Origin of the sequence: Bradyrhizobium genomosp. III (assembly GCF_000261705.1) — a bacterium.
In the GTDB taxonomy this organism is placed as follows: Bacteria; Pseudomonadota; Alphaproteobacteria; order Rhizobiales; family Xanthobacteraceae; genus Bradyrhizobium; species Bradyrhizobium ottawaense.
In genome coordinates this window covers 1-18,553 of sequence record NZ_AJQF01000139.1, presented here as the reverse complement: position 1 = coordinate 18,553, position 18,553 = coordinate 1, and the positions used below count along the sequence as shown (strand labels likewise).

Here is an 18,553-nt window from a genome sequence, read left to right as displayed (position 1 = left end):
CCCCGCCGATCGAGCGGCCGTTCCAGGTATCAATGAGATCAAAGGTCAGGGGCGCATGCACCGGAATGGTCGGGTGCAGGCCGGAGGCCGGCTGCCAGGCCTTGAAGCGGACCCCGGCCACGGCCTCGGCGGAGCGGCCGGTCGAGGTCATCGGCAGGCGGCGGCCGTTGCAGGTGACGATGTGGCGGCCCTCGACAAAACCCTCCGCCTTGACCTGAAGCCGCTCGACCGATGAATCGACATAGCGCACGGTGCCGCCGGCCGAGCCCTCCTCGCCCAGCACGTGCCAGGGCTCCAGCGCCTGACGCAGCTCCAGCGTCACGCCGCCATGATGGACGCGGCCGAACGCGGGGAAGCGGAATTCGAGCTGGGCCAGATACCATTCCGGCTCGAACGGATAGCCGAACTGCTTCAGCTCGGTGAGAACGTCGAGAAAATCCTCCCAGATGAAATGCGGCAGCATGAAGCGGTCATGCAGCGCCGTGCCCCAGCGCACGAACTTGCCGGCCTGCGGCTCGCGCCACATCTTCGCGATCAGCGCGCGGATCAAGAGCTGCTGTGCCAGCGACATGCGCGGATCGGGCGGCATCTCGAGCGCGCGGAATTCGACGAGGCCGAGCCGGCCGGTCGAGCCCTCCGGCGAATAGAGCTTGTCGATGCAGATCTCGGCGCGATGGGTGTTGCCGGTGATGTCGACGAGCAGATGCCGGAACAGCCGGTCGACCAGCCATAGCGGCGTCTGGGTGCCCGGTGGCGGCACGTGCGCGAGCGCGATCTCGAGTTCGTAGATGCTGTCGTGGCGGGCTTCGTCGATGCGCGGCGCCTGGCTGGTCGGGCCGATGAACAGGCCGGAGAAGAAATAGGACAGCGACGGATGCCGCTGCCAGTGCAAGACCAGACTCTTGAGCAGATCAGGCCGGCGCAGGAACGGCGAGTCCTGCGGCGAGGAACCGCCGACCACGACGTGGTTGCCCCCGCCGGTGCCGGTGTGGCGGCCGTCCACCAGGAAGCGGTTGGCGCCGAGGCGAATCTTGGCGGCATCCTCATAGAGCCCGACGGTGATGTCGACCGCCTCACGCCAATTCCTTGCCGGCTGGACGTTGACCTCGATCACGCCGGGATCGGGCGTCACCTTGATGACCTCGACCCGCGGATCGAAGGGCGGCGGATAGCCCTCGACATGGACCTGGAGCTGCATCTCTTCCGCCGTGGCTTCGAGCGCCGCGATCAGCTCGAGATAGTCTTCGATCCGCTCGACCGGCGGCATGAAGGCGCAGAGCACGCCGTCGCGGACTTCGATCGACAGCGCAGTACGCACCGGAACAGACGTGTTGAGATGCTCGGGCTCGACCCGCGGCGGCGATTCCGGGCGCGCCGGAAGGCTGAACACCGGCAGCTTGCCGCGCGCCTCCATCGGATCCCGCTCGATAATGTAGGGATATTGATTGGGCGGGACGTAGCCGAGCGAGCCGAGCGGCAAGCGCAGGCCGAGAGGCGAATCGCCGGGCATCAGGAACAGATGATTGCGCCGGAGAGCCCAACGCTCGCTGCGCCAGCGCGGCGACGCGTTCCAGCGCTGCACCGGCAGCACGAAGCCGCGCGGCGTGTTGAGGCCCTGCTCGAACACGCGCGCCATCCGCGCGCGCGCTTCAGGATCGGACAATTTGGAGTCGGACGGATCGACGTTGACGGGCAACTCGGCTTCCTTCTGGAGCCAGTAGGCAGTGTCCTCGTAAGCCGGGATGATGTAGCCGGGATCGAGCCCGAGCCGTGCCACCGTACCCTCCATGAAGGCCTCAGCATCCTTCGTCTCGGCGCGCCGCGGATTCCCGATCCTGGCGATCAGGTCGGCATTCTTCCAGATCGGCACCCCGTCCTTGCGCCAGTACAGGCCAAACGCCCAGCGCGGCAGGCTCTCGCCCGGATACCATTTGCCCTGGCCGTAATGCAGAAGGCCGCCGGACGCGAAGCGCGTGCGCAGGCGGCGGATCAGATCGTCGCCCAGCGCGCGCTTGGTCGGGCCGACGGCCTCCGTGTTCCACTCCGCAGCTTCGAGATCGTCGACCGAGACGAAGGTGGGCTCGCCCCCCATGGTGAGCCGCACGTCCTGCGCGGCGAGATCGCCGTCGACCTGCTCGCCGAGATCGTTGAGCCGCGCCCAGGATTCGTCGGAGAAAGGCTTGGTGATGCGCGGCGCCTCGCGGATGCGGCGCACGCTCATGTCGAAGGCGAACTCGACCTCGGCAAAGCCGGCGCTGCCGGAAATCGGCGCAGCCGAGCGGTAATGCGGCGTGGCGGCGACCGGGATGTGGCCCTCGCCCGCGAGCATGCCGGAGGTCGCGTCGAAACCGATCCAGCCGGCGCCGGGCAGATAGACCTCGGCCCAGGCGTGCAGGTCGGTGAAGTCGTTCTCCACTTCCGGCGGTCCCTCGATCGGATCAATGTCGGGGCGGATCTGGATGAGGTAGCCGGAGACGAACCGCGCCGCGAGCCCCAGATGCCGGAAGGTCTGGATCAGGAGCCAGGCGGAGTCGCGGCAGGATCCGGCGCCCGAGGCGAGCGTCTCCTCCGGCGTCTGCACGCCCGGCTCCATGCGGATGATGTAGCGGACCTTCTTCTGAAGTTCGCGATTGAGCTCAACCAGGAAGTTGACGGTGTTCGGAGCGTCCTGCGGGATCGAATCGAGATATTTCGCAAACAGGCGATCGGGCTTGATGGTCTCCAGATAAGGCGCCAGTTCGGTCTTCAGGTCGTTCGGATAGTCGAACGGAAAGCTGTCGGCATAGGGCTCGACGAAGAAGTCGAACGGGTTGACCACGGTCATCTGCGCCGTGAAGTCGACCTCGATCTTCAATTCGGTCGTCTTCTCCGGGAAGACGTAGCGGGCGAGCCAGTTGCCTTGCGGATCCTGCTGCCAGTTCACGAAATGGTTTGATGGCGTGACCTTGAGCGAATAGCTCATGATCGGCGTGCGCGTATGCGGCGCCGGCCGCAGGCGGATGGTCTGCGGGCCGACGTCGATCGGGCGATCGTATTTGTAGTGCGTGACGTGGTGTAATGCGACGTAGATCGACACGGGGTGCGATGCTCCAGCAGCTTTTTTGAGCAGAACACCTGAGGTGGACGCGATCAAGCACTAACAACGGGCAGAGCGTGCCTAGGAAGTATCCCGTCAGCCCGGCGGGCGAACTACGATGTCGGAGTTTGGCGCTCTGAACCTTCCGCGGCGTCATGGCCGGGGTTGCCCCGCCCATCCACGCCCTTCGCTGCAGTATCAAAGAACGTGGATGCCCGGGACAAGCCCGGGCATGACGACCTCTTGTGGGGCCACGCAATTACCCTCTTCGCGCGGCCCTACGCCGCCGACGTCAGCCGCTGCAAAAACTGCGTCACCTCGCGCCGGAGGGTCTCGACTTCGCCGTGGACGCGTTCGGAGGCGCTGTTGACGCGGCTGGCGACGCGCCCCGTATCGGCGGCGGCTTCGCTGATGCCTGACACGTTGGAGGACACTTGCGAGGTGCCGACTGATGCTTCCTGGACGTTGCGGGCGATCTCGCGGGTCGCGGTGCCCTGCTCCTCGATCGAGGCGGCGATGCTTGCGGTGATACCGTCGATCTCTGCGATGGTCTGCGCAATCGCCTCGACGGCTACGACCGAGTTGGTGGTCGATTGCTGCATCTCGCCGACCTTGGCGCTGATCTCCTCGGTGGCCTTCGCGGTCTGGTTGGCGAGGCTCTTGACCTCGGAGGCCACGACGGCGAAGCCGCGGCCGGCCTCGCCTGCCCGCGCCGCCTCGATCGTGGCGTTGAGCGCCAGCAAATTGGTCTGCTCGGCAATTTCGCTAATCAGCTTGACGACGTCGCCGATCCGCAGCGCGGCATCCGCGAGGCTGCGAATCTCGCTGCCGGCACGATTGGCTTCATCAACGGCGCGCCCGGTGCTCGTGGTCGAGCCGGCCACCTGGCGGCTGATCTCGGCGATCGAGGATGCGAGCTGTTCCGCGGCGCTCGCCACCGTCGCAACGTTGTTCGACGCCTGATCGGACGCACTGCGCATGCCGGAGGTCTGACGGTTCGTCGTCTCCGCCGCCGCCGCCATCTGGCCGGCATCGGATTCGAGGTCGGTTGCGGCGCTCATCAGGCTGCCCGCGACTTCGTCGAGATGCGTGCCGAACTGCTTTGCGAGGCCGGCGATCTCGACCACGCGGCGACCAAGGCTGTCGGTGCCGGCATTGATGACGGTGGCCGAGCGGCGGAACGAGCCGGGCAATCCGCGCGCGAGGATCTTGCGGAAATACTTGCCGCGGCTGGCATAGTCCATCGATGCCGAAGCCTCGCGGACGAAGGCGTCGGCGATGTCGAGCATGTCGTTGACCGACTTCTGGATCGCGCCGATCCGGCCGGCCTGGCGCTCGCTCAGGATCCGCGCTTCGAGATCGCCGCGCGCCGCCTTGCGGCAGACATCGGCGACCTCATCGACGGCCACCGCCGTGCGATGCTGACACCAGAGCGCGTAGCCGAGCAGCAGGACCGCCGCGCCGAGCGGCGCTGCACTGATGATTCCGGTCCAGCCGAGCAGCGAGAGGACGAACGCGATGCTGGCGAGAAGGCACGCGACTGCGGTCGCTCCCTGCGCCTTAGAGAGAGAGCACAAATTCATCGTAACCGACACCGTTTTGCTTGAGCAGACCGACCATCATTTCGAAGCTCGCACGCATGCCGTCCTTGGCATTGGCGTGGCGCGCCTCTTCCGCGCAGAGCGCCTTGTAGATCGGTTTGATTTTCTCGACCGGCGCCGGATCGGGCCTGCGTCGATTGGAATGATAGCCGATGATGTTGCCGTGATCGTCGAGCGTCGGGGTGACATGGGCGAACACCCAATAGTGGGTGCCATCTCCCGCTAGATTGACGACGTAGGCGAAGATTTCCTGCTTGGCCTGGAGCGTATCCCACAGCAGCTTGAAGACGCAGCGCGGCATGTCGGGATGGCGGATCAGGCTGTGGGGCGCGCCCATCAGCTGCTTCCAGGGGTATTTCGCCATGCGGAGAAAGACGTCATTGGCGTAGGTGATGCGGCCTTTGAGATCGGTCTTCGATACAATCAGCTCCTCCTCACCGAGGAGATTTTCCACCCCCGTGGGACGTATCGCTTGCATCGGTTCGATCCTTAAAGGCCGGCCCACCACGCTGTGGAGCCGCATCGCCCCCTGTCTACGGCAACAGTGTTAATCAGGTGTAAGCCGCGGATCCCCAGCGAAGAAACCTCGCCTCCGTATCATTACGTAGCGAACGATCGGTGCAATTCGCGCAACCACACGCGCTACCCATCGGCCGCGCGTATCCCCCAATGACACGCAATTGCATGTGTGCTGCGCGAAGCGCGGCTACATCGTCGCGCCGAGCACCCAGGGCGCGAACTCGGCACCGCCGAAATCAAAGCTCTCGCTCTTGGTCGGCTGTCCCGAGGCCGTCTTGAGGATGAGATCGAAGATGCGCTGGCCGCATTGCTCGACGCTCTCCTCGCCTTCGAGGACGGTGCCGCAATTCACGTCCATGTCCTCTTCCATGCGCTTGTACATGGGCGTGTTGGTGGCGAGCTTGATCGAGGGCGCCGGCTTGCAGCCGAACACGCTGCCGCGGCCCGTGGTGAAGCAGACGAGATTGGCACCGCCGGCGACCTGCCCGGTTGCCGCGACAGGGTCGTAGCCGGGCGTGTCCATGAAGACGAAACCCTTCTTGGTGATGGGCTCGGCGTAACGCAGCACCTCGACGAGGTTGGTGGTGCCGGCCTTCGCCATCGCACCGAGCGATTTTTCAAGAATGGTGGTGAGGCCGCCGGCCTTGTTGCCGGGGCTCGGATTGGCGTTCATCTCGGCGCCTTCGCGCTCCGTGTATTCGTCCCACCAGCGCATCAGGTCGACCAGCTTCTCGCCGACCTCGCGGCTGACGGCGCGTCGCGTCAAGAGATGCTCGGCGCCGTAGGTCTCCGGCGTCTCCGACAGGATCACGGTGCCGCCGTGGCGCACGATGAGGTCGCTCGCAGCTCCGAGCGCGGGATTGGCCGATACGCCAGAATAGCCGTCCGAGCCGCCGCATTGCAGGGCCACGGTGAGTTCGCTCGCCGGCACCGTCTCGCGCTTAACCTTGTTGGCGTCAGCCAGCGCTTCGCGCACGAAGGCGATGCCTGCCTCCACGGTCTTGCGGGTACCGCCGACCTCCTGGATGTCCATCGCGCGCAGGCGTCCTGCGAGCTTCTGCTCCTCCATCAGACCACCGATCTGGTTCACCTCGCAGCCGAGGCCGAGCACGATGACGTGGGAGAAATTGACGTGGCGCGCATAGCCGCCGAGCGTGCGGCGGAGCAGCGCCAAGGGCTCGTTCTGCGTCATACCGCAGCCGGTCTTGTGAGTCAGCGCGACCACGCCGTCGACATTGGGGAAATCGGCCAGCGGATTGTCGCCGGTGAAGGGATTCTTCTTGAAGACGTCGGCGACGAGGCTTGCGACATGCGCGCTGCAATTCACCGAGGTGAGGATGCCGATATAGTTGCGCGTGGCGACGCGGCCGTCCGGGCGGCGGATGCCTTCGAAGGTCGCCGGCAGGTCGAAATTCGGCGTCGGCTTGACGTCGGCGCAATAGGCATAGTCTTTTGAAAAGTCGCCCATGCCGATGTTCTGCACGTGCACGTGCTGGCCCGGCGCGATCGGAATGGTCGCAAAGCCGATGATCTGGCCGTAGCGGATGACGGGCTCGCCCACCGCGATCGGCTTGATCGCGACCTTGTGCCCGGAGGGGATGCGCTCGACCGTGGTCACGCCGTCGGCGACGACGGTGCCGGGGGGCAGGCTGGCACGCGCGATCACCACGCCATCATCGGGATGCAGGCGGATGACGGGGCTGATGGTCATGGATATCTCCTGTATCGAAATGATCGTGCCCCGGACGCAGCGCAGCGTGAAACGATGCGCTGCTGATCCGGGGTCTGGTTGTTACGTCATGCGCTTTGTTAGCGACTGGGTCCCGGCTCTGCGCTGCAGCGCTTTGCGCTGCAACGTGTCCGGGACACGAGATCAGGCCTTCCCGCCCGAATCCTTGCGGGTGGCATTGACCTGCATCTTGGCGTAGGTCGTCATCAGGCCGACCTCGTTCGAGAGCGTCACCAGCTTGAAGCCCATGTTGATGGCGCGCGCCGCGCCTTCGGCGCCGCTGCAATGGATGCCCGGGTTGAGGCCGCGCTTGCCGCATTCCTTGATGATCTTCTCGTAGATCGCGAGTATCTCGGGCTCGCTGCGGTCGAGCTTGGGCTCGAGGCCGTAGGAGAAGCCGAGATCGGACGGACCGATATAGACGCCGTCGATGCCTTCGACGTCGAGGATCGCTTCCATGTTCTCGACCGCGGTCTTGGTCTCCATCATCGGCAGCAGGATGGTGTCGGCATTCGCGGTCTTCTGGTACGAGCCCGCGGTGCCGTACATGCCGGCGCGGATCGGGCCGTTGGAGCGCACGCCCTGCGGCGGATATTTGGAATAGGAGACGAGGTTCCTGGCTTCCTGCGGCGTGTTGACCATCGGGCAGATCACGCCATAGGCGCCGCCATCGAGCACCTTGCCAATGATGCCGGGCTCGTTCCAGGGCACGCGGACCATCGGCGTGACCGGATGCTTGTCCATGGCCTGGAAGCACTGCACCATCGAGAGATAGTCCTGCACGCCATGCTGCATGTCGACGGTGACGCTGTCGAAGCCGCATTGCGCGATCATCTCGGCCGAGAAGCCGGAGGGTATAGCGAGCCACGCGTTGACCACGGCCTTGCCCGACTTCCAGATTTCCTTGACCTTGTTCGCCACGTTGCCTTCCTTCTTTGTTGTTTGGACCGTGTTATTTGGACCTTCGTCACCATGACGAGCGCCGCGACAGCACGACCCGCTGTTAGCGCGAACCGGAGCGCCGCGCTACGCTCGCAATGACGCAACGCCTATGCGCTCGCGCGCTGGATACTGACTTCGCTGACGCCGACCCCGCTAGCGGCGCTCACTATTGCCGCCCGGGTGTCGCCCGGCAAGGGGACGCCGTTTCGAGGCCGCTCTGTCACAATTTTCCGCCCCGGATCGCCCGGAATCGGCCGACCCCGATCCCACCGCCAGCGTCGTCCACCTTCGAATCGACGTCAAACCGTCGCCCGACGCCCCCGGTTCCGGCCGTCATGCCGCTCACTCCTCGGCATTGGCCTCCTCGCTTGCGCCAAGCTCTGCAAGACTCTGTTCGAGCGCGCCGAGCATCTCCTGCAATTCGGCGAGCTTGCGTGCACCGAAGCGTCGCGTGATCTCGGCATAGATCGCCTCCGATGTCGGCGCCACCGAGGCCATCAGCTTCACGCCCTCTTTCGAGATCGAGACCATGCTGCGACGCTGGTCCGTCTTGGCGGTCTTGCGCTCGATCAGATTGCGCGCCTCGAGATCGCGCAGGATGCGCGACAGGCTCGGTCCGAGCAGGAACGCCGTGCGCGCGAGTTCCGTGACCTCGACGGCTTCAATGGCCGCCAGTGCACGCAGGATGCGCCATTGCTGCTCGGTCAAGCCGTGCTCGCGCAGCGAGGGACGAAACTGCCGCATCACCGCTTCGCGGGCCCGCAGCAGCGACATCGGCAGCGAGCGCGAGAAATCGCGCATCGGCACCTGTCTTGCGGTAGGTCCTGCGGCAGGCGCGCTTCCGTTGGCCGGATCAGCCGGTCTCTTCACCATGATGCCCTTTCAAACCGCAAAACGTTTGCAGTGCAGCAAGCCGGAATTGTGTTTGACGCATTCACTTAACATGTTAAGTATCTCCCGGCACCCCAATTTGTAAGATCACAAATGGCGCTTTCCAACGACGATATCCAAGCTTGCGCGAGGCGTCTGCACGAGGCGGAGAAGACCCGCGTGCAGATCCGGCAGCTGTCGCAGGATTTCCCCGGCATCACGATCAACGACGCCTACGCGATTCAGAAGGCCTGGGTCGACGTCAAGATCGCCGAGGGACGCATCGTCAAGGGCCACAAGATCGGCCTGACCTCGAAGGCGATGCAGAGCGCGCTCAATATCGACGAGCCCGATTCCGGCGTGCTGCTCGACGACATGTTCTTCGCCGATGGCGGGATCATTCCGACCGAGCGCTTCATCGCGACACGCGTCGAGGCCGAGCTCGCCTTCGTCATGAGCAAGCGGCTCGCGGGGCCGGGCTGCACGCTATTCGACGTGCTCAACGCCACCGATTTCGTAGTGCCGGCACTTGAAATTCTGGACACCCGCATCGAGCGCGTCGATCCCAAGACCAAGGCGACGCGAAAGATCTTCGACACCATCGCCGACAATGCGGCGAATGCCGGCATCGTGCTCGGCGGGCGGCCGATCCGCCCGCTCGACGCAGACCTGCGCTGGATCGGCACGCTCTGCTTTCGAAACGGCCAGCTCGAAGAGACCGGCCTTGCCGCTGGCGTGCTCAATCATCCGGCGACCGCCGTCGCCTGGCTCGCCAACAAGATCGCGCCGCTCGGCCTTGCACTGGAGCCTGGACAGGTCGTGCTGGCCGGCTCCTTCATCCGCCCGATCGAGACCCGCAAGGGCGACACAATTCAAGCCGATTATGGCGCCTACGGCTCGGTCAGCTGCTACTTCGCTTAGACGCATAAAAATACAGGGAGTGAAATCGCGGTGCCGCATTTCACGATTGAATATTCGGCCAATCTCGATGGCCGCCTCGATATCGCAGCGGTGTGCGAGATCGTGCGCAAGGCGGCGGTCGAGACCGGCATCTTCCCGCTCGGCGGCATCCGCGTCCGCGCCATCAGGTGCGAGCACTATGCGATCGCTGATAACAGGCAAGACTATGGCTTTCTCGACATGGTCCTGCGCATCGGCGAAGGCCGCGACCTTCCCACGCGCAAGACAGCCGGCGAGCATGTCTTCCAGGCGCTCTCCCGCCATCTCGATCCCGTCTTCGCTGCCAGCAAGTTCGCTTTGTCGTTCGACATGCAGATCAACGACAAGGACACCAGCTGGAAGCGCAACAACATCCACGACGCCCTGAAAGCGGAAGCCGCCCATGGATAAGCCCAGCCCGAAAGCCGATGTGTTCCAGGCCAACCGCGACCGCGTCGCGCCGCTGCTGAAGAAGCTGCGCACTGAGGGCATCGGTCACATGATCGACGGCAAGACCGTGGCCTCGATATCAGGCGAGACGTTCGAGACGAAGTCACCGGTCGACGGCACGACGCTCGCGAGCGTCGCGCGGGGCACTGCCGAGGACATCGACCGCGCCGCAACGGCCGCGGCGCTCGCCTTCAAGTCCTGGCGCGACATGGGCCCGGCGATGCGGAAGAAGCTGCTGCATCGCGTGGCCGACGCGATCGAGGACAATGCCGACGACATCGCGGTGCTCGAATGCATCGACACCGGCCAGGCCTATCGCTTCATGGCCAAGGCCGCGATCCGCGCCGCCGAGAATTTCCGCTTCTTCGCCGACAAATGCGCGGAGGCGCGCGACGGCCTGAGCACGCCGAGCGACGAGCACTGGAATATCTCGACGCGCGTGCCGATCGGCCCGGTCGGCGTGATCACGCCGTGGAATACGCCGTTCATGCTCTCGACCTGGAAGATCGCCCCTGCCCTCGCTGCCGGCTGCACGGTCGTGCACAAGCCGGCCGAATGGTCGCCCGTCACGGCCAGCATCTTGTCGAAGCTCGTCAAGGAGGCCGGCGTTCCCGACGGCGTGCTCAACACCGTCCACGGTTTTGGTGAAGAGGCCGGCAAGGCGCTGACCGAGCATCCCGCGATCAAGGCGATCGGCTTCGTCGGCGAAAGCGCGACGGGCTCGGCGATCATGATCCAGGGCGCCCCGACGCTGAAGCGCGTGCATTTCGAGCTCGGCGGCAAGAACCCCGTGATCGTGTTCGACGACGCCGATCTCGACCGCGCGCTCGATGCCGTCGTGTTCATGATCTACTCGCTCAACGGCGAACGCTGCACGTCATCGAGCCGTCTCCTGGTTCAGGCCGGCATTGCGCACAAGTTCACGGAGAAGCTCACCGCGCGCGTGAAGGCGCTGAAGGTCGGCCATCCGCTCGATCCCTTAACCGAGATCGGACCGCTGATCCACGAACGGCATCTTGCAAAAGTCTGCTCCTATTTCGACGTCGCGCGCCAGGATGGCGCTGTGATCGCCGTCGGCGGCAAGGCCCATGACGGCCCGGGCGGCGGACATTATGTCGAGCCCACCCTGGTCACCGGCGCGCACGGCAAGATGCGGGTGGCGCAGGAGGAGGTGTTCGGCCCGTTCCTCACCGTGCTGCCCTTCAAGGATGAAGCAGAAGCCATCGCGATCGCCAACGACATCCGCTATGGCCTGACCGGCTATGTCTGGACCAACGACGTCGGCCGCGCACTGCGCGTCGCCGACGCGCTGGAGGCCGGCATGATCTGGCTGAATTCGGAAAATGTCCGCCATTTGCCGACGCCGTTCGGCGGCATGAAGGCCTCCGGCATCGGCCGTGACGGCGGCGACTACTCGTTCGATTTCTACATGGAAACCAAGCACGTCTCGCTGGCGCGGGGCACGCACAAGATTCAGAAACTGGGAATTTGAGTCATTCCGGGGCGTGCGAAGCACGAGCCCGGAATCCATAACCACAAGCCGGGGTTATGGATCCCGGGCCTGGCCCTACGGGCCATCCCGGGATGACAAGCCGAAAGAGGGGAAACGCAAATGCCCGTACCGCAACACATCTTCGAGCCGCCGTTCAACATCATCCGCTCCAGCCACGTCGTGCTCGACGTGACCGATTTGAAGCTGAGCCGCGAGTTCTACGAGACTATTGTCGGTCTGCATGTTGAGGACGCCGACGACAAGGTCGTGTACCTGCGCGCCGCCGAGGAGCATCAGCATCACTCGCTGGTGCTGCGCAAGGCGGCGGTGCCCGCCTGCGCCCGGCTCGGCTTCAAGGTCGGCAACGACGGAGATCTCGACAAGGCCGCCGCGTTCCTGTCCGAGAACGGCCTTGCCTACGCCTTCGTCGACCAGCCGTTCCAGGGCCGGACCCTGCAGTTCACCGATCCCTTCGGCTTCCAGATCGAGCTCTATGCCTCGATGGACCGGCGGCCGCATCTGCTGCGCCGCTACGACCTCTACCGGGGCTGCCATCCGCAGCGGCTTGATCATTTCAACGTCTTCGCCGCCGAGGTGCAGGACACCGTGGAGTTCTACGCCCGGCTCGGCTTTCGCCTCACCGAATACGCCGAGGAGGATGGACCGAACGGGCGCATCGCCGCGGCCTGGATGCATCGCAAGGGCAATGTCCACGACTTCGCGATCACCAACGGCAAAGGTCCTCGCCTGCACCATTTCGCCTACTGGACGCCGACGGCGATGAACATCATCCATCTCTGCGACGTCATGGCGTCCCAAGGCTTTGTCAAGAACATCGAGCGCGGCCCCGGGCGCCACGGCATCTCGAACGCATTCTTCCTCTATGTCCGCGATCCCGACGGACACCGGCTCGAACTCTACACCAGCGACTATTTCACGGGGGATCACGACCACGAGCCGCTGCGCTGGTCGCTGCGCGATCCCCGCCGCCAGACGCTGTGGGGCGCCCCCGCGCCGCGCTCCTGGTTCGAGCAGGGCTCGCCGTTTAGCGGGCAGGCCGTGCGTGAGCCGAAGTTTGTCGCGGACGTGCTGGTGGCGGACTGATGCCCATGACCAGCCGAGCTTCTCTTCCTGTCGTCCCTGCGAACGCAGGGACCCATAACCACAGGGAGGAGTTTTGCGAAATTTGGTCGTTCGGGATCGTCACCGTGCGCTATCGATGGATCACGCGGTTTGGGTCCCTGCGTTCGCAGGGACGACAAGAGAGATAGACTGCCTATGAAACTCCCTCGCCTCGCTACCTATTCCGTCAAGGGCGATGCCCGTTATGGGGCCGTCCTCGAGGGCGGCATCGTCGACCTCTCCACACGTTACGCAAAACACTATCCGACGCTGCGCGAGGTGATCGCGGCCGGAAAGCTCGCGAGCCTCGCCGAGGAAGCCGCCAGCCGCGCGCCGGACCACGCGCTCGATGACATCACCTGGCTGCCGCCCGTGCCCGCGCCGGAAAAGATCATCTGCATCGGCGTCAACTATCCCGACCGCAACGCCGAATACAGGGATGGCCAGGACGCACCGAAATATCCGAGCATGTTCATGCGCTCGCCCCGCTCCTTCGTCGGCCACGAGACGCCGCTGGTGCGCCCGCGTGCGTCCGCGCAGCTCGATTATGAGGGCGAGATCGTGCTGGTGATCGGCAAGCAAGGGCGGCATATTCCGGAAAGCGCTGCGCTCGATCACATCGCCGCGCTGACGCTCTGCAACGAAGGCTCGGTGCGCGATTGGCTTCGGCATGCCAAGTTCAACGTGACACAGGGCAAGAACTTTGATTCCAGCGGCAGCCTCGGCCCATGGCTCGTGCCCTACCTGCAGGAATCGCAGATCGCCGATGTCAGGCTCACCACGCATGTCAACGGCGAGCTCAGGCAGGACGATCGCACCAGCCGGCTGATGTTCTCCTTCCGCTACCTCATCAACTATATCTCCACCTTCGCAACGCTCGTTCCCGGCGATATCATCGTCACGGGCACGCCGACCGGCGCCGGTGCCCGATTCGATCCGCCGCGTTACCTGAAGCCGGGCGATGTCATCGAGGTCGCGGCCGAAGGCATCGGCAGCTTGCGAAATGGCGTCGTCGACGAGGCCTAACAGGATTGGAATGATGCAATGACCACCCTCACCGGCGGCGAAGCGATCGTAAGCGGCCTGGTCGCCCATGGCGTCGACACCGTGTTCGGTCTACCCGGTGCGCAGGTCTACGGCCTGTTCGACGCCTTCCATCAGGCCCAGCTCAAGGTGATCGGCGCGCGGCACGAACAGGCCTGCGGCTACATGGCGTTCGGCTACGCGCGCTCCAGCGGCAGGCCCGGCGTGTTCAGCGTGGTGCCCGGCCCAGGCGTGCTCAATGCCAGCGCGGCGCTGCTCACCGCGTTCGGCTGCAACGAGCCGGTGCTGTGCGTCACCGGCCAGGTGCCGACGCAATTTCTGGGCAAGGGCCGCGGCCATCTGCACGAGATGCCGGACCAGCTTGCGACCTTGCGCACCTATGTGAAATGGGCCGACCGGATCGAATATCCCGGCAATGCGCCGACGGTCGTCGCGCGCGCCTTCCAGGAGATGATGTCGGGACGGCGTGGCCCGGCCTCGGTCGAGATGCCCTGGGACGTCTTCACCCAGCGCGCGGACACCGCCGCGGCGCAGGTGCTGGAGCCGCTGCCCGCCCCGCAGCCTGATCCCGATCTCGTGAAGCAGGCGGCCACGCAGATCAAGGCCAGCAAGGCGCCGATGATCTTCGTCGGCAGCGGCGCGATCGAGGCCGGCGAGGAGATCCTCGAGCTCGCTGAGATGATCGATGCCCCCGTCGTCGCCTTCCGCAGCGGCCGCGGCATCGTCTCCAACGCGCATGAGCTCGGCCTCACCATGGCCGCAGCCTACAAGCTGTGGCCGACAACCGACCTGATGATCGCAATCGGCACGCGCGCCGAGCTGCCGGCATCCGGCTTCCGCTGGCCCTATCAACCGAGCGGACTGAAATCCATTCGGATCGACATCGATCCGGTCGAGATGCGCCGGCTCGCCGCCGATGTCGCGATTGTCGCCGACGCCAGCGACGGGACCGCCGATCTCGCTGCAGCCGTGAAGAGGGCCGGCTATGCGAGGAGCCATGGCCGGCGCGGAGAGATCCGCGAGGCCACCGCGGCCGCGCAAGCGGAGATCCAGCGCATCCAGCCACAGATGGCGTATCTGAACATCCTGCGCGAGGTGCTGCCGGCGAACGCGATCGTCACAGATGAATTGTCGCAGTTCGGCTTCGCGTCCTGGTACGGCTTTCCGGTCTATGAGCCCCGCACCTTCATCACCTCGGGCTACCAGGGCACGCTCGGCTCGGGCTTTCCAACTGCGCTGGGGGCCAAGGTCGCCAATCCCGACAAGCCGGTGGTGGCCATCACCGGCGATGGCGGCTTCATGTTCGGCGTGCAGGAGCTTGCCACCGCCGTGCAATTCAACATCGGCGTGGTGACGCTGGTGTTCAACAACAACGCCTACGGCAACGTCCGCCGCGACCAGCGCGAACGTTTCGACGGCCGCGTGGTGGCATCCGATCTGGTCAACCCGGATTTCGTCAAGCTCGCGGAGTCCTTTGGCGTTGCCGCTGCGCGCGTCACAGCGCCCGATCAGTTCAAGGCGGCGATGGAAAAGGCGCTCAGCCATGGCGGGCCGTATCTGATCTCGGTCGAGGTGGCCAGGGATTCGGAAGTGAGCCCCTGGGCGTTCATCCACCCGCCGAAGCCGTAATTGCTGTCATTCCGGGATGCGCCGTAAGGCGCAGGCCCGGAATCCATACTCCCGATCGTTGTTATGGATTCCGGGCTCGCGCTACGCGCGCCCCGGAATGACGAAGACTACCGCGTCCTGCGAAACGTCAGATTGATCCGCTTCCGCCCGAGCAGCGCATGCTCGCCCTCCGCGAGCGGCGCAACGCCGTGATAGGCGAGCCGGCTGGCCCCGCCCCAGACCACGACGTCGCCATGCACCAGGCGGAAGCGGCGCGGCTTGTCGCTGCGGACGAGGCCACCGAACAGGAAGGTCGCGGGCAGGCCGAGCGAGACCGAGACGATCGGCGCCGCATAATCCAGCTCGTCCTTGTCCTGATGCAGCGACAGCCGCGTGCCGGGCTCGTAGCGGTTGACGAGGCAGGCATCGGGCGCGAAGTCTTGAAAGCCGCCCTGCTTCGCGGCGTGGCGCGCAAGATCGCGGAGCACCGGCGGCATTTCGGGCCATGGCGCGCTGGTGCGCGGATCGATGGGATCGTAGCGATAGCCGGTGTGGTCGGTGATCCAGCCACGCTCGCCGCAATTGGTCATCGCCACCGACATCAGATGGCCGCCGGGCGTGGTCATCCGGCGGAATGGCGATTGTGCCACGATGGCGCGCACGGCGGCGATCAGCCCGGTCTCGATCGGCTTGACGAAGCCGCGCAGCAGCACGGCGCCGTCCGCGATCTCCTCGCGCGACGGCTGCGCTTCGGCAACGCTATCGAACAAATCAGCCGTCAACGCTCCGCTCATTTGGCATCGTGAAAAATTACACCCAGTGTGTGGCGCTGGCCTGACCTGATGCGGCTGACGCCATGGCGCAGATTAACGCGGTAAGTGCCGCGTGTCCCCTGCACCGGGCGGTGATGCACAGCGAAGGCAACCGCATCGCCCTGCGCCAGCGGCACGACCTCGGCGCGGGACTGCATGCGCGGCCGTTGCTCGGTCAACACGAATTCGCCGCCGGTGAAGTCGCGGCCCGGCTCGGAGAGCAGGATGGCGACCTGGAGCGGGAACACGTGCTCGCCATAGAGGTCCTGATGCAGGCAGTTGTAATCGCCCGCCTCATATTGCAGCAGCAGCGGCGTCGGCCGCGCCTGCCCCGCCTCGTGGCAGCGCTTGAGGAACGCGGCATGCGCTGTGGGATAGCGGATGTCGATCCCCATCGCCTCGTTCCAGCGGTTGGCGACGCCTTGCAGATGCGCATAGAGCGCCGGGCGCAATTGCGCGATCAGATCGGGCAGCGGATAGGCAAAATATTTGTACTCGCCGCGGCCGAAGCCGTGACGGCCCATGACGATGCGGCTGCGGAAGTGCGTGTCGTCCGGATAGAGTGCGGCGACGGCGCGGCACTGGTCCGGCGTCAGCAGGTGCTTGAGGACGGCGCAGCCCTGGGTGTCGAGTTCGGCCGTGATCTGCGGCCAGTCGAGGCCGTCGAAGTGGGCGGTGAGGTCGAGAACGGAGGATTGGGCCGTTTTGCGTGCGGTCATTGTCATAACAATCACCCTGGCGGCCCGACGTTCACCCCGCCACCCGATTTCCGAGAACCGTCTCCGCGTCATTGCGAGCGAAGATCGATACCGAAGTCAAGCAGACCAGTTTCGTAGGGTGGGCAAAGGTGCTCTTGCGCCGTGCCCACGACTTCGTAAGACGTGGGCACGCTTTCGCTTTGCCCACCCTACGGGACCGTCGCTCGCGGACCTAGCCCCGCACCGGCAGTGTCACCACGTCATATCCATGCCTGATCGTCCGCTTCAGCACGGGATCCTCGAGCTCGAACTCGAAGCGCTCCGCTGGGCGGATGCCGCCCTTGGCTGCAAACGTGCCGCCGAACATGGCGCAACCGTCGGGGAATTTCCCTCCTTCGAAGCCGCGCGCGATCAGGTCGTTCACCGGCAGCATCGCGTCGAGCGTACCCTCCTGATAGAGCACGCGCTCGCCCTTGATGGTGGCGTAGGAGCGCAGGATCATCTTGTCCCAATGACCGATGACGTCCTCCAGCTCCCACAGCGTCAAGGCGATCGGCTTGTCGCACATCTGCTTGGACACCGTGACGTTGTAGGCCTCGACCTTGCGGTCGGTGTGGTCGGAGCCGCAGCCAACGAAGATGCGGCCCTGCCAGCCGATCAGCACGAACTCGACCTCGCCGGAGGAATCCCCGCCAGTGCATTCGATGCTGTCTTCCTGGGTCAGCCGCCGCGCCGAGGCGCGGTAGTAGATCGGCGTCGAGGCCGGCGGGGCGATGCCCATCTCCTGCAGCTCTTTGATGTGCTTGTCGCGCGCGACGGGATCGCGGCCGGTCCATCCGGCGATGACCATCTGGTCGATCGCGAGCGTCAGCGGCGTGGTGGTATCCTGGGCATCGACGGTGAAAGTCAGGTCAAACACGAATGACGGCCTCCATGCCGGCAGCAAGTTCAAAAATACGATGGTCCGTTCCGCCCGCGCCCGCCAGCATCAGGCCGACCGGGACGTCGCCCTGGCGATGCGCCGGCAGCGAGATGGCGCAGCCGTCGATCATGTTGATCAGGGTGCAGTTGCGCAGCGCGCGCAGGTTTTCTCTGGTGAATGCCTTGTCGTCGGCGAGGTCGGCGATCTTCGGCGGCGTGTTGGGCGTGGTCGGCAGCACCAGCGCGTCATAGGGCGCGATGCGGGCGTTGACGCGGGCGATCAGCGAGCGGCGCTCGTTGAGGAGATCGATGTAATCGGCCGCGCTCTGCGCCTCGCCGCGCATGATCCGCACGGAGACGCGGGGATCATAGACATCGCCCTTGGAGGTGATGAGATAGCGGTGCCAGGCGTAGCTCTCGGACGCGGCAAAGCCGCCCTTGGCGTTCATCGGGCCGATGTCGTGGAACTCCGCCATCTCGATGCGCTCGATGATGGCGCCATGATCGGAAAGCGTCTTCAGGGCGCGTTCGAACGTCTCGGCGACTTCAGCATCGAGGTCGTCGAGCGCGATTGTGGTCGGCACCGCCAGTCGCATGCCCTGGATCGGACGCGGCTTCAGCGGGGCGATCGGCTCGTTCGCGAGCACGGCGTCGAGTATGGCACAGCAACTGACTGATCGTGCCAGAGGCCCGATGCTGTCGAGCGAGAACGACAGCGGCACGGAGCCAT

General features: G+C 65.1%; 16 protein-coding genes. 6 read left to right on the top strand and 10 right to left on the bottom strand.

Annotated elements, in window-relative coordinates; all coding sequences use genetic code 11:
• From IC66_RS0111900 to hpaR, 6 genes are all read right to left on the bottom strand, one after another.
• Window positions 1-3,076, bottom strand: a 3,076-nt coding sequence (locus IC66_RS0111900; protein ID WP_038947774.1) for a transglutaminase family protein, incomplete at its 3' end; no start/stop codon positions are given.
• Window positions 3,077-3,354: 278 nt separating this feature from the next.
• Window positions 3,355-4,659: a methyl-accepting chemotaxis protein gene (locus tag IC66_RS0111895; protein WP_038947773.1), complete on the bottom strand. Its 1,305-nt coding sequence runs from the start codon at window positions 4,657-4,659 to the stop codon at window positions 3,355-3,357.
• The gene (locus IC66_RS0111890; RefSeq protein ID WP_038947772.1) at window positions 4,637-5,155 is read right to left on the bottom strand and encodes a PAS domain-containing protein; all 519 of its coding nucleotides are present in this window, start codon (window positions 5,153-5,155) and stop codon (window positions 4,637-4,639) included. The genes IC66_RS0111895 and IC66_RS0111890 overlap by 23 nt, the downstream gene beginning before the upstream one ends.
• A gap of 228 nt (window positions 5,156-5,383) precedes the next feature.
• Entirely contained in the window at window positions 5,384-6,907 is a 1,524-nt protein-coding gene (locus IC66_RS0111885) for a UxaA family hydrolase (RefSeq protein ID WP_038947771.1), read from the bottom strand.
• Between the two features lie 162 nt (window positions 6,908-7,069).
• Window positions 7,070-7,846: an HpcH/HpaI aldolase family protein gene (locus IC66_RS0111880; protein ID WP_008549964.1), complete on the bottom strand. Its 777-nt coding sequence runs from the start codon at window positions 7,844-7,846 to the stop codon at window positions 7,070-7,072.
• Between the two features lie 363 nt (window positions 7,847-8,209).
• A complete protein-coding gene (hpaR, locus tag IC66_RS0111875; RefSeq protein ID WP_038947770.1) occupies window positions 8,210-8,740 on the bottom strand; it encodes a homoprotocatechuate degradation operon regulator HpaR in 531 nt (176 codons plus the stop codon).
• Window positions 8,741-8,851: 111 nt separating this feature from the next.
• Between hpaR and hpaH the strand changes: the two genes are divergently transcribed.
• The 6 genes from hpaH (at window position 8,852) to IC66_RS0111845 (ending at window position 15,413) form a co-directional block, all read left to right on the top strand.
• Window positions 8,852-9,658, top strand: a complete 807-nt coding sequence (gene hpaH, locus IC66_RS0111870; protein ID WP_038947769.1) for a 2-oxo-hept-4-ene-1,7-dioate hydratase — start codon at window positions 8,852-8,854, stop codon at window positions 9,656-9,658.
• Window positions 9,659-9,688: 30 nt separating this feature from the next.
• Window positions 9,689-10,087 carry a 5-carboxymethyl-2-hydroxymuconate Delta-isomerase gene (locus IC66_RS0111865; RefSeq protein ID WP_038947767.1) on the top strand — a complete coding sequence of 133 codons (399 nt, stop codon included), beginning with the start codon at window positions 9,689-9,691 and terminating at the stop codon, window positions 10,085-10,087.
• On the top strand, window positions 10,080-11,618 hold the full coding sequence (gene hpaE, locus IC66_RS0111860) for a 5-carboxymethyl-2-hydroxymuconate semialdehyde dehydrogenase (protein WP_038947766.1): 1,539 nt from the start codon (window positions 10,080-10,082) through the stop codon (window positions 11,616-11,618). The genes IC66_RS0111865 and hpaE overlap by 8 nt, the downstream gene beginning before the upstream one ends.
• 120 nt (window positions 11,619-11,738) lie before the next feature.
• Window positions 11,739-12,722: a 3,4-dihydroxyphenylacetate 2,3-dioxygenase gene (gene hpaD, locus IC66_RS0111855; protein WP_038947765.1), complete on the top strand. Its 984-nt coding sequence runs from the start codon at window positions 11,739-11,741 to the stop codon at window positions 12,720-12,722.
• A 174-nt stretch (window positions 12,723-12,896) separates the two neighbouring features.
• Window positions 12,897-13,766 carry a fumarylacetoacetate hydrolase family protein gene (locus IC66_RS0111850; protein WP_038947764.1) on the top strand — a complete coding sequence of 290 codons (870 nt, stop codon included), beginning with the start codon at window positions 12,897-12,899 and terminating at the stop codon, window positions 13,764-13,766.
• 18 nt (window positions 13,767-13,784) lie between these two features.
• Entirely contained in the window at window positions 13,785-15,413 is a 1,629-nt protein-coding gene (locus IC66_RS0111845) for a thiamine pyrophosphate-dependent enzyme (protein ID WP_038947763.1), read from the top strand.
• A gap of 107 nt (window positions 15,414-15,520) precedes the next feature.
• Here IC66_RS0111845 and alkB read toward each other — a convergent pair whose 3' ends face one another.
• From alkB to IC66_RS0111825, 4 genes are all read right to left on the bottom strand, one after another.
• Complete coding sequence (gene alkB, locus IC66_RS0111840; RefSeq protein WP_038947762.1) at window positions 15,521-16,174, bottom strand: DNA oxidative demethylase AlkB; 654 nt, start codon at window positions 16,172-16,174, stop codon at window positions 15,521-15,523.
• Between the two features lie 8 nt (window positions 16,175-16,182).
• Window positions 16,183-16,929 carry a 2OG-Fe(II) oxygenase gene (locus IC66_RS0111835; RefSeq protein ID WP_038947761.1) on the bottom strand — a complete coding sequence of 249 codons (747 nt, stop codon included), beginning with the start codon at window positions 16,927-16,929 and terminating at the stop codon, window positions 16,183-16,185.
• 205 nt (window positions 16,930-17,134) lie between these two features.
• A complete protein-coding gene (locus tag IC66_RS0111830; protein WP_038947760.1) occupies window positions 17,135-17,821 on the bottom strand; it encodes a DUF2848 domain-containing protein in 687 nt (228 codons plus the stop codon).
• Window positions 17,814-18,553 (bottom strand): amidase family protein (locus IC66_RS0111825; RefSeq protein ID WP_038947759.1); only part of this gene is annotated, 740 nt, incomplete at its 5' end. The genes IC66_RS0111825 and IC66_RS0111830, both read right to left, overlap by 8 nt.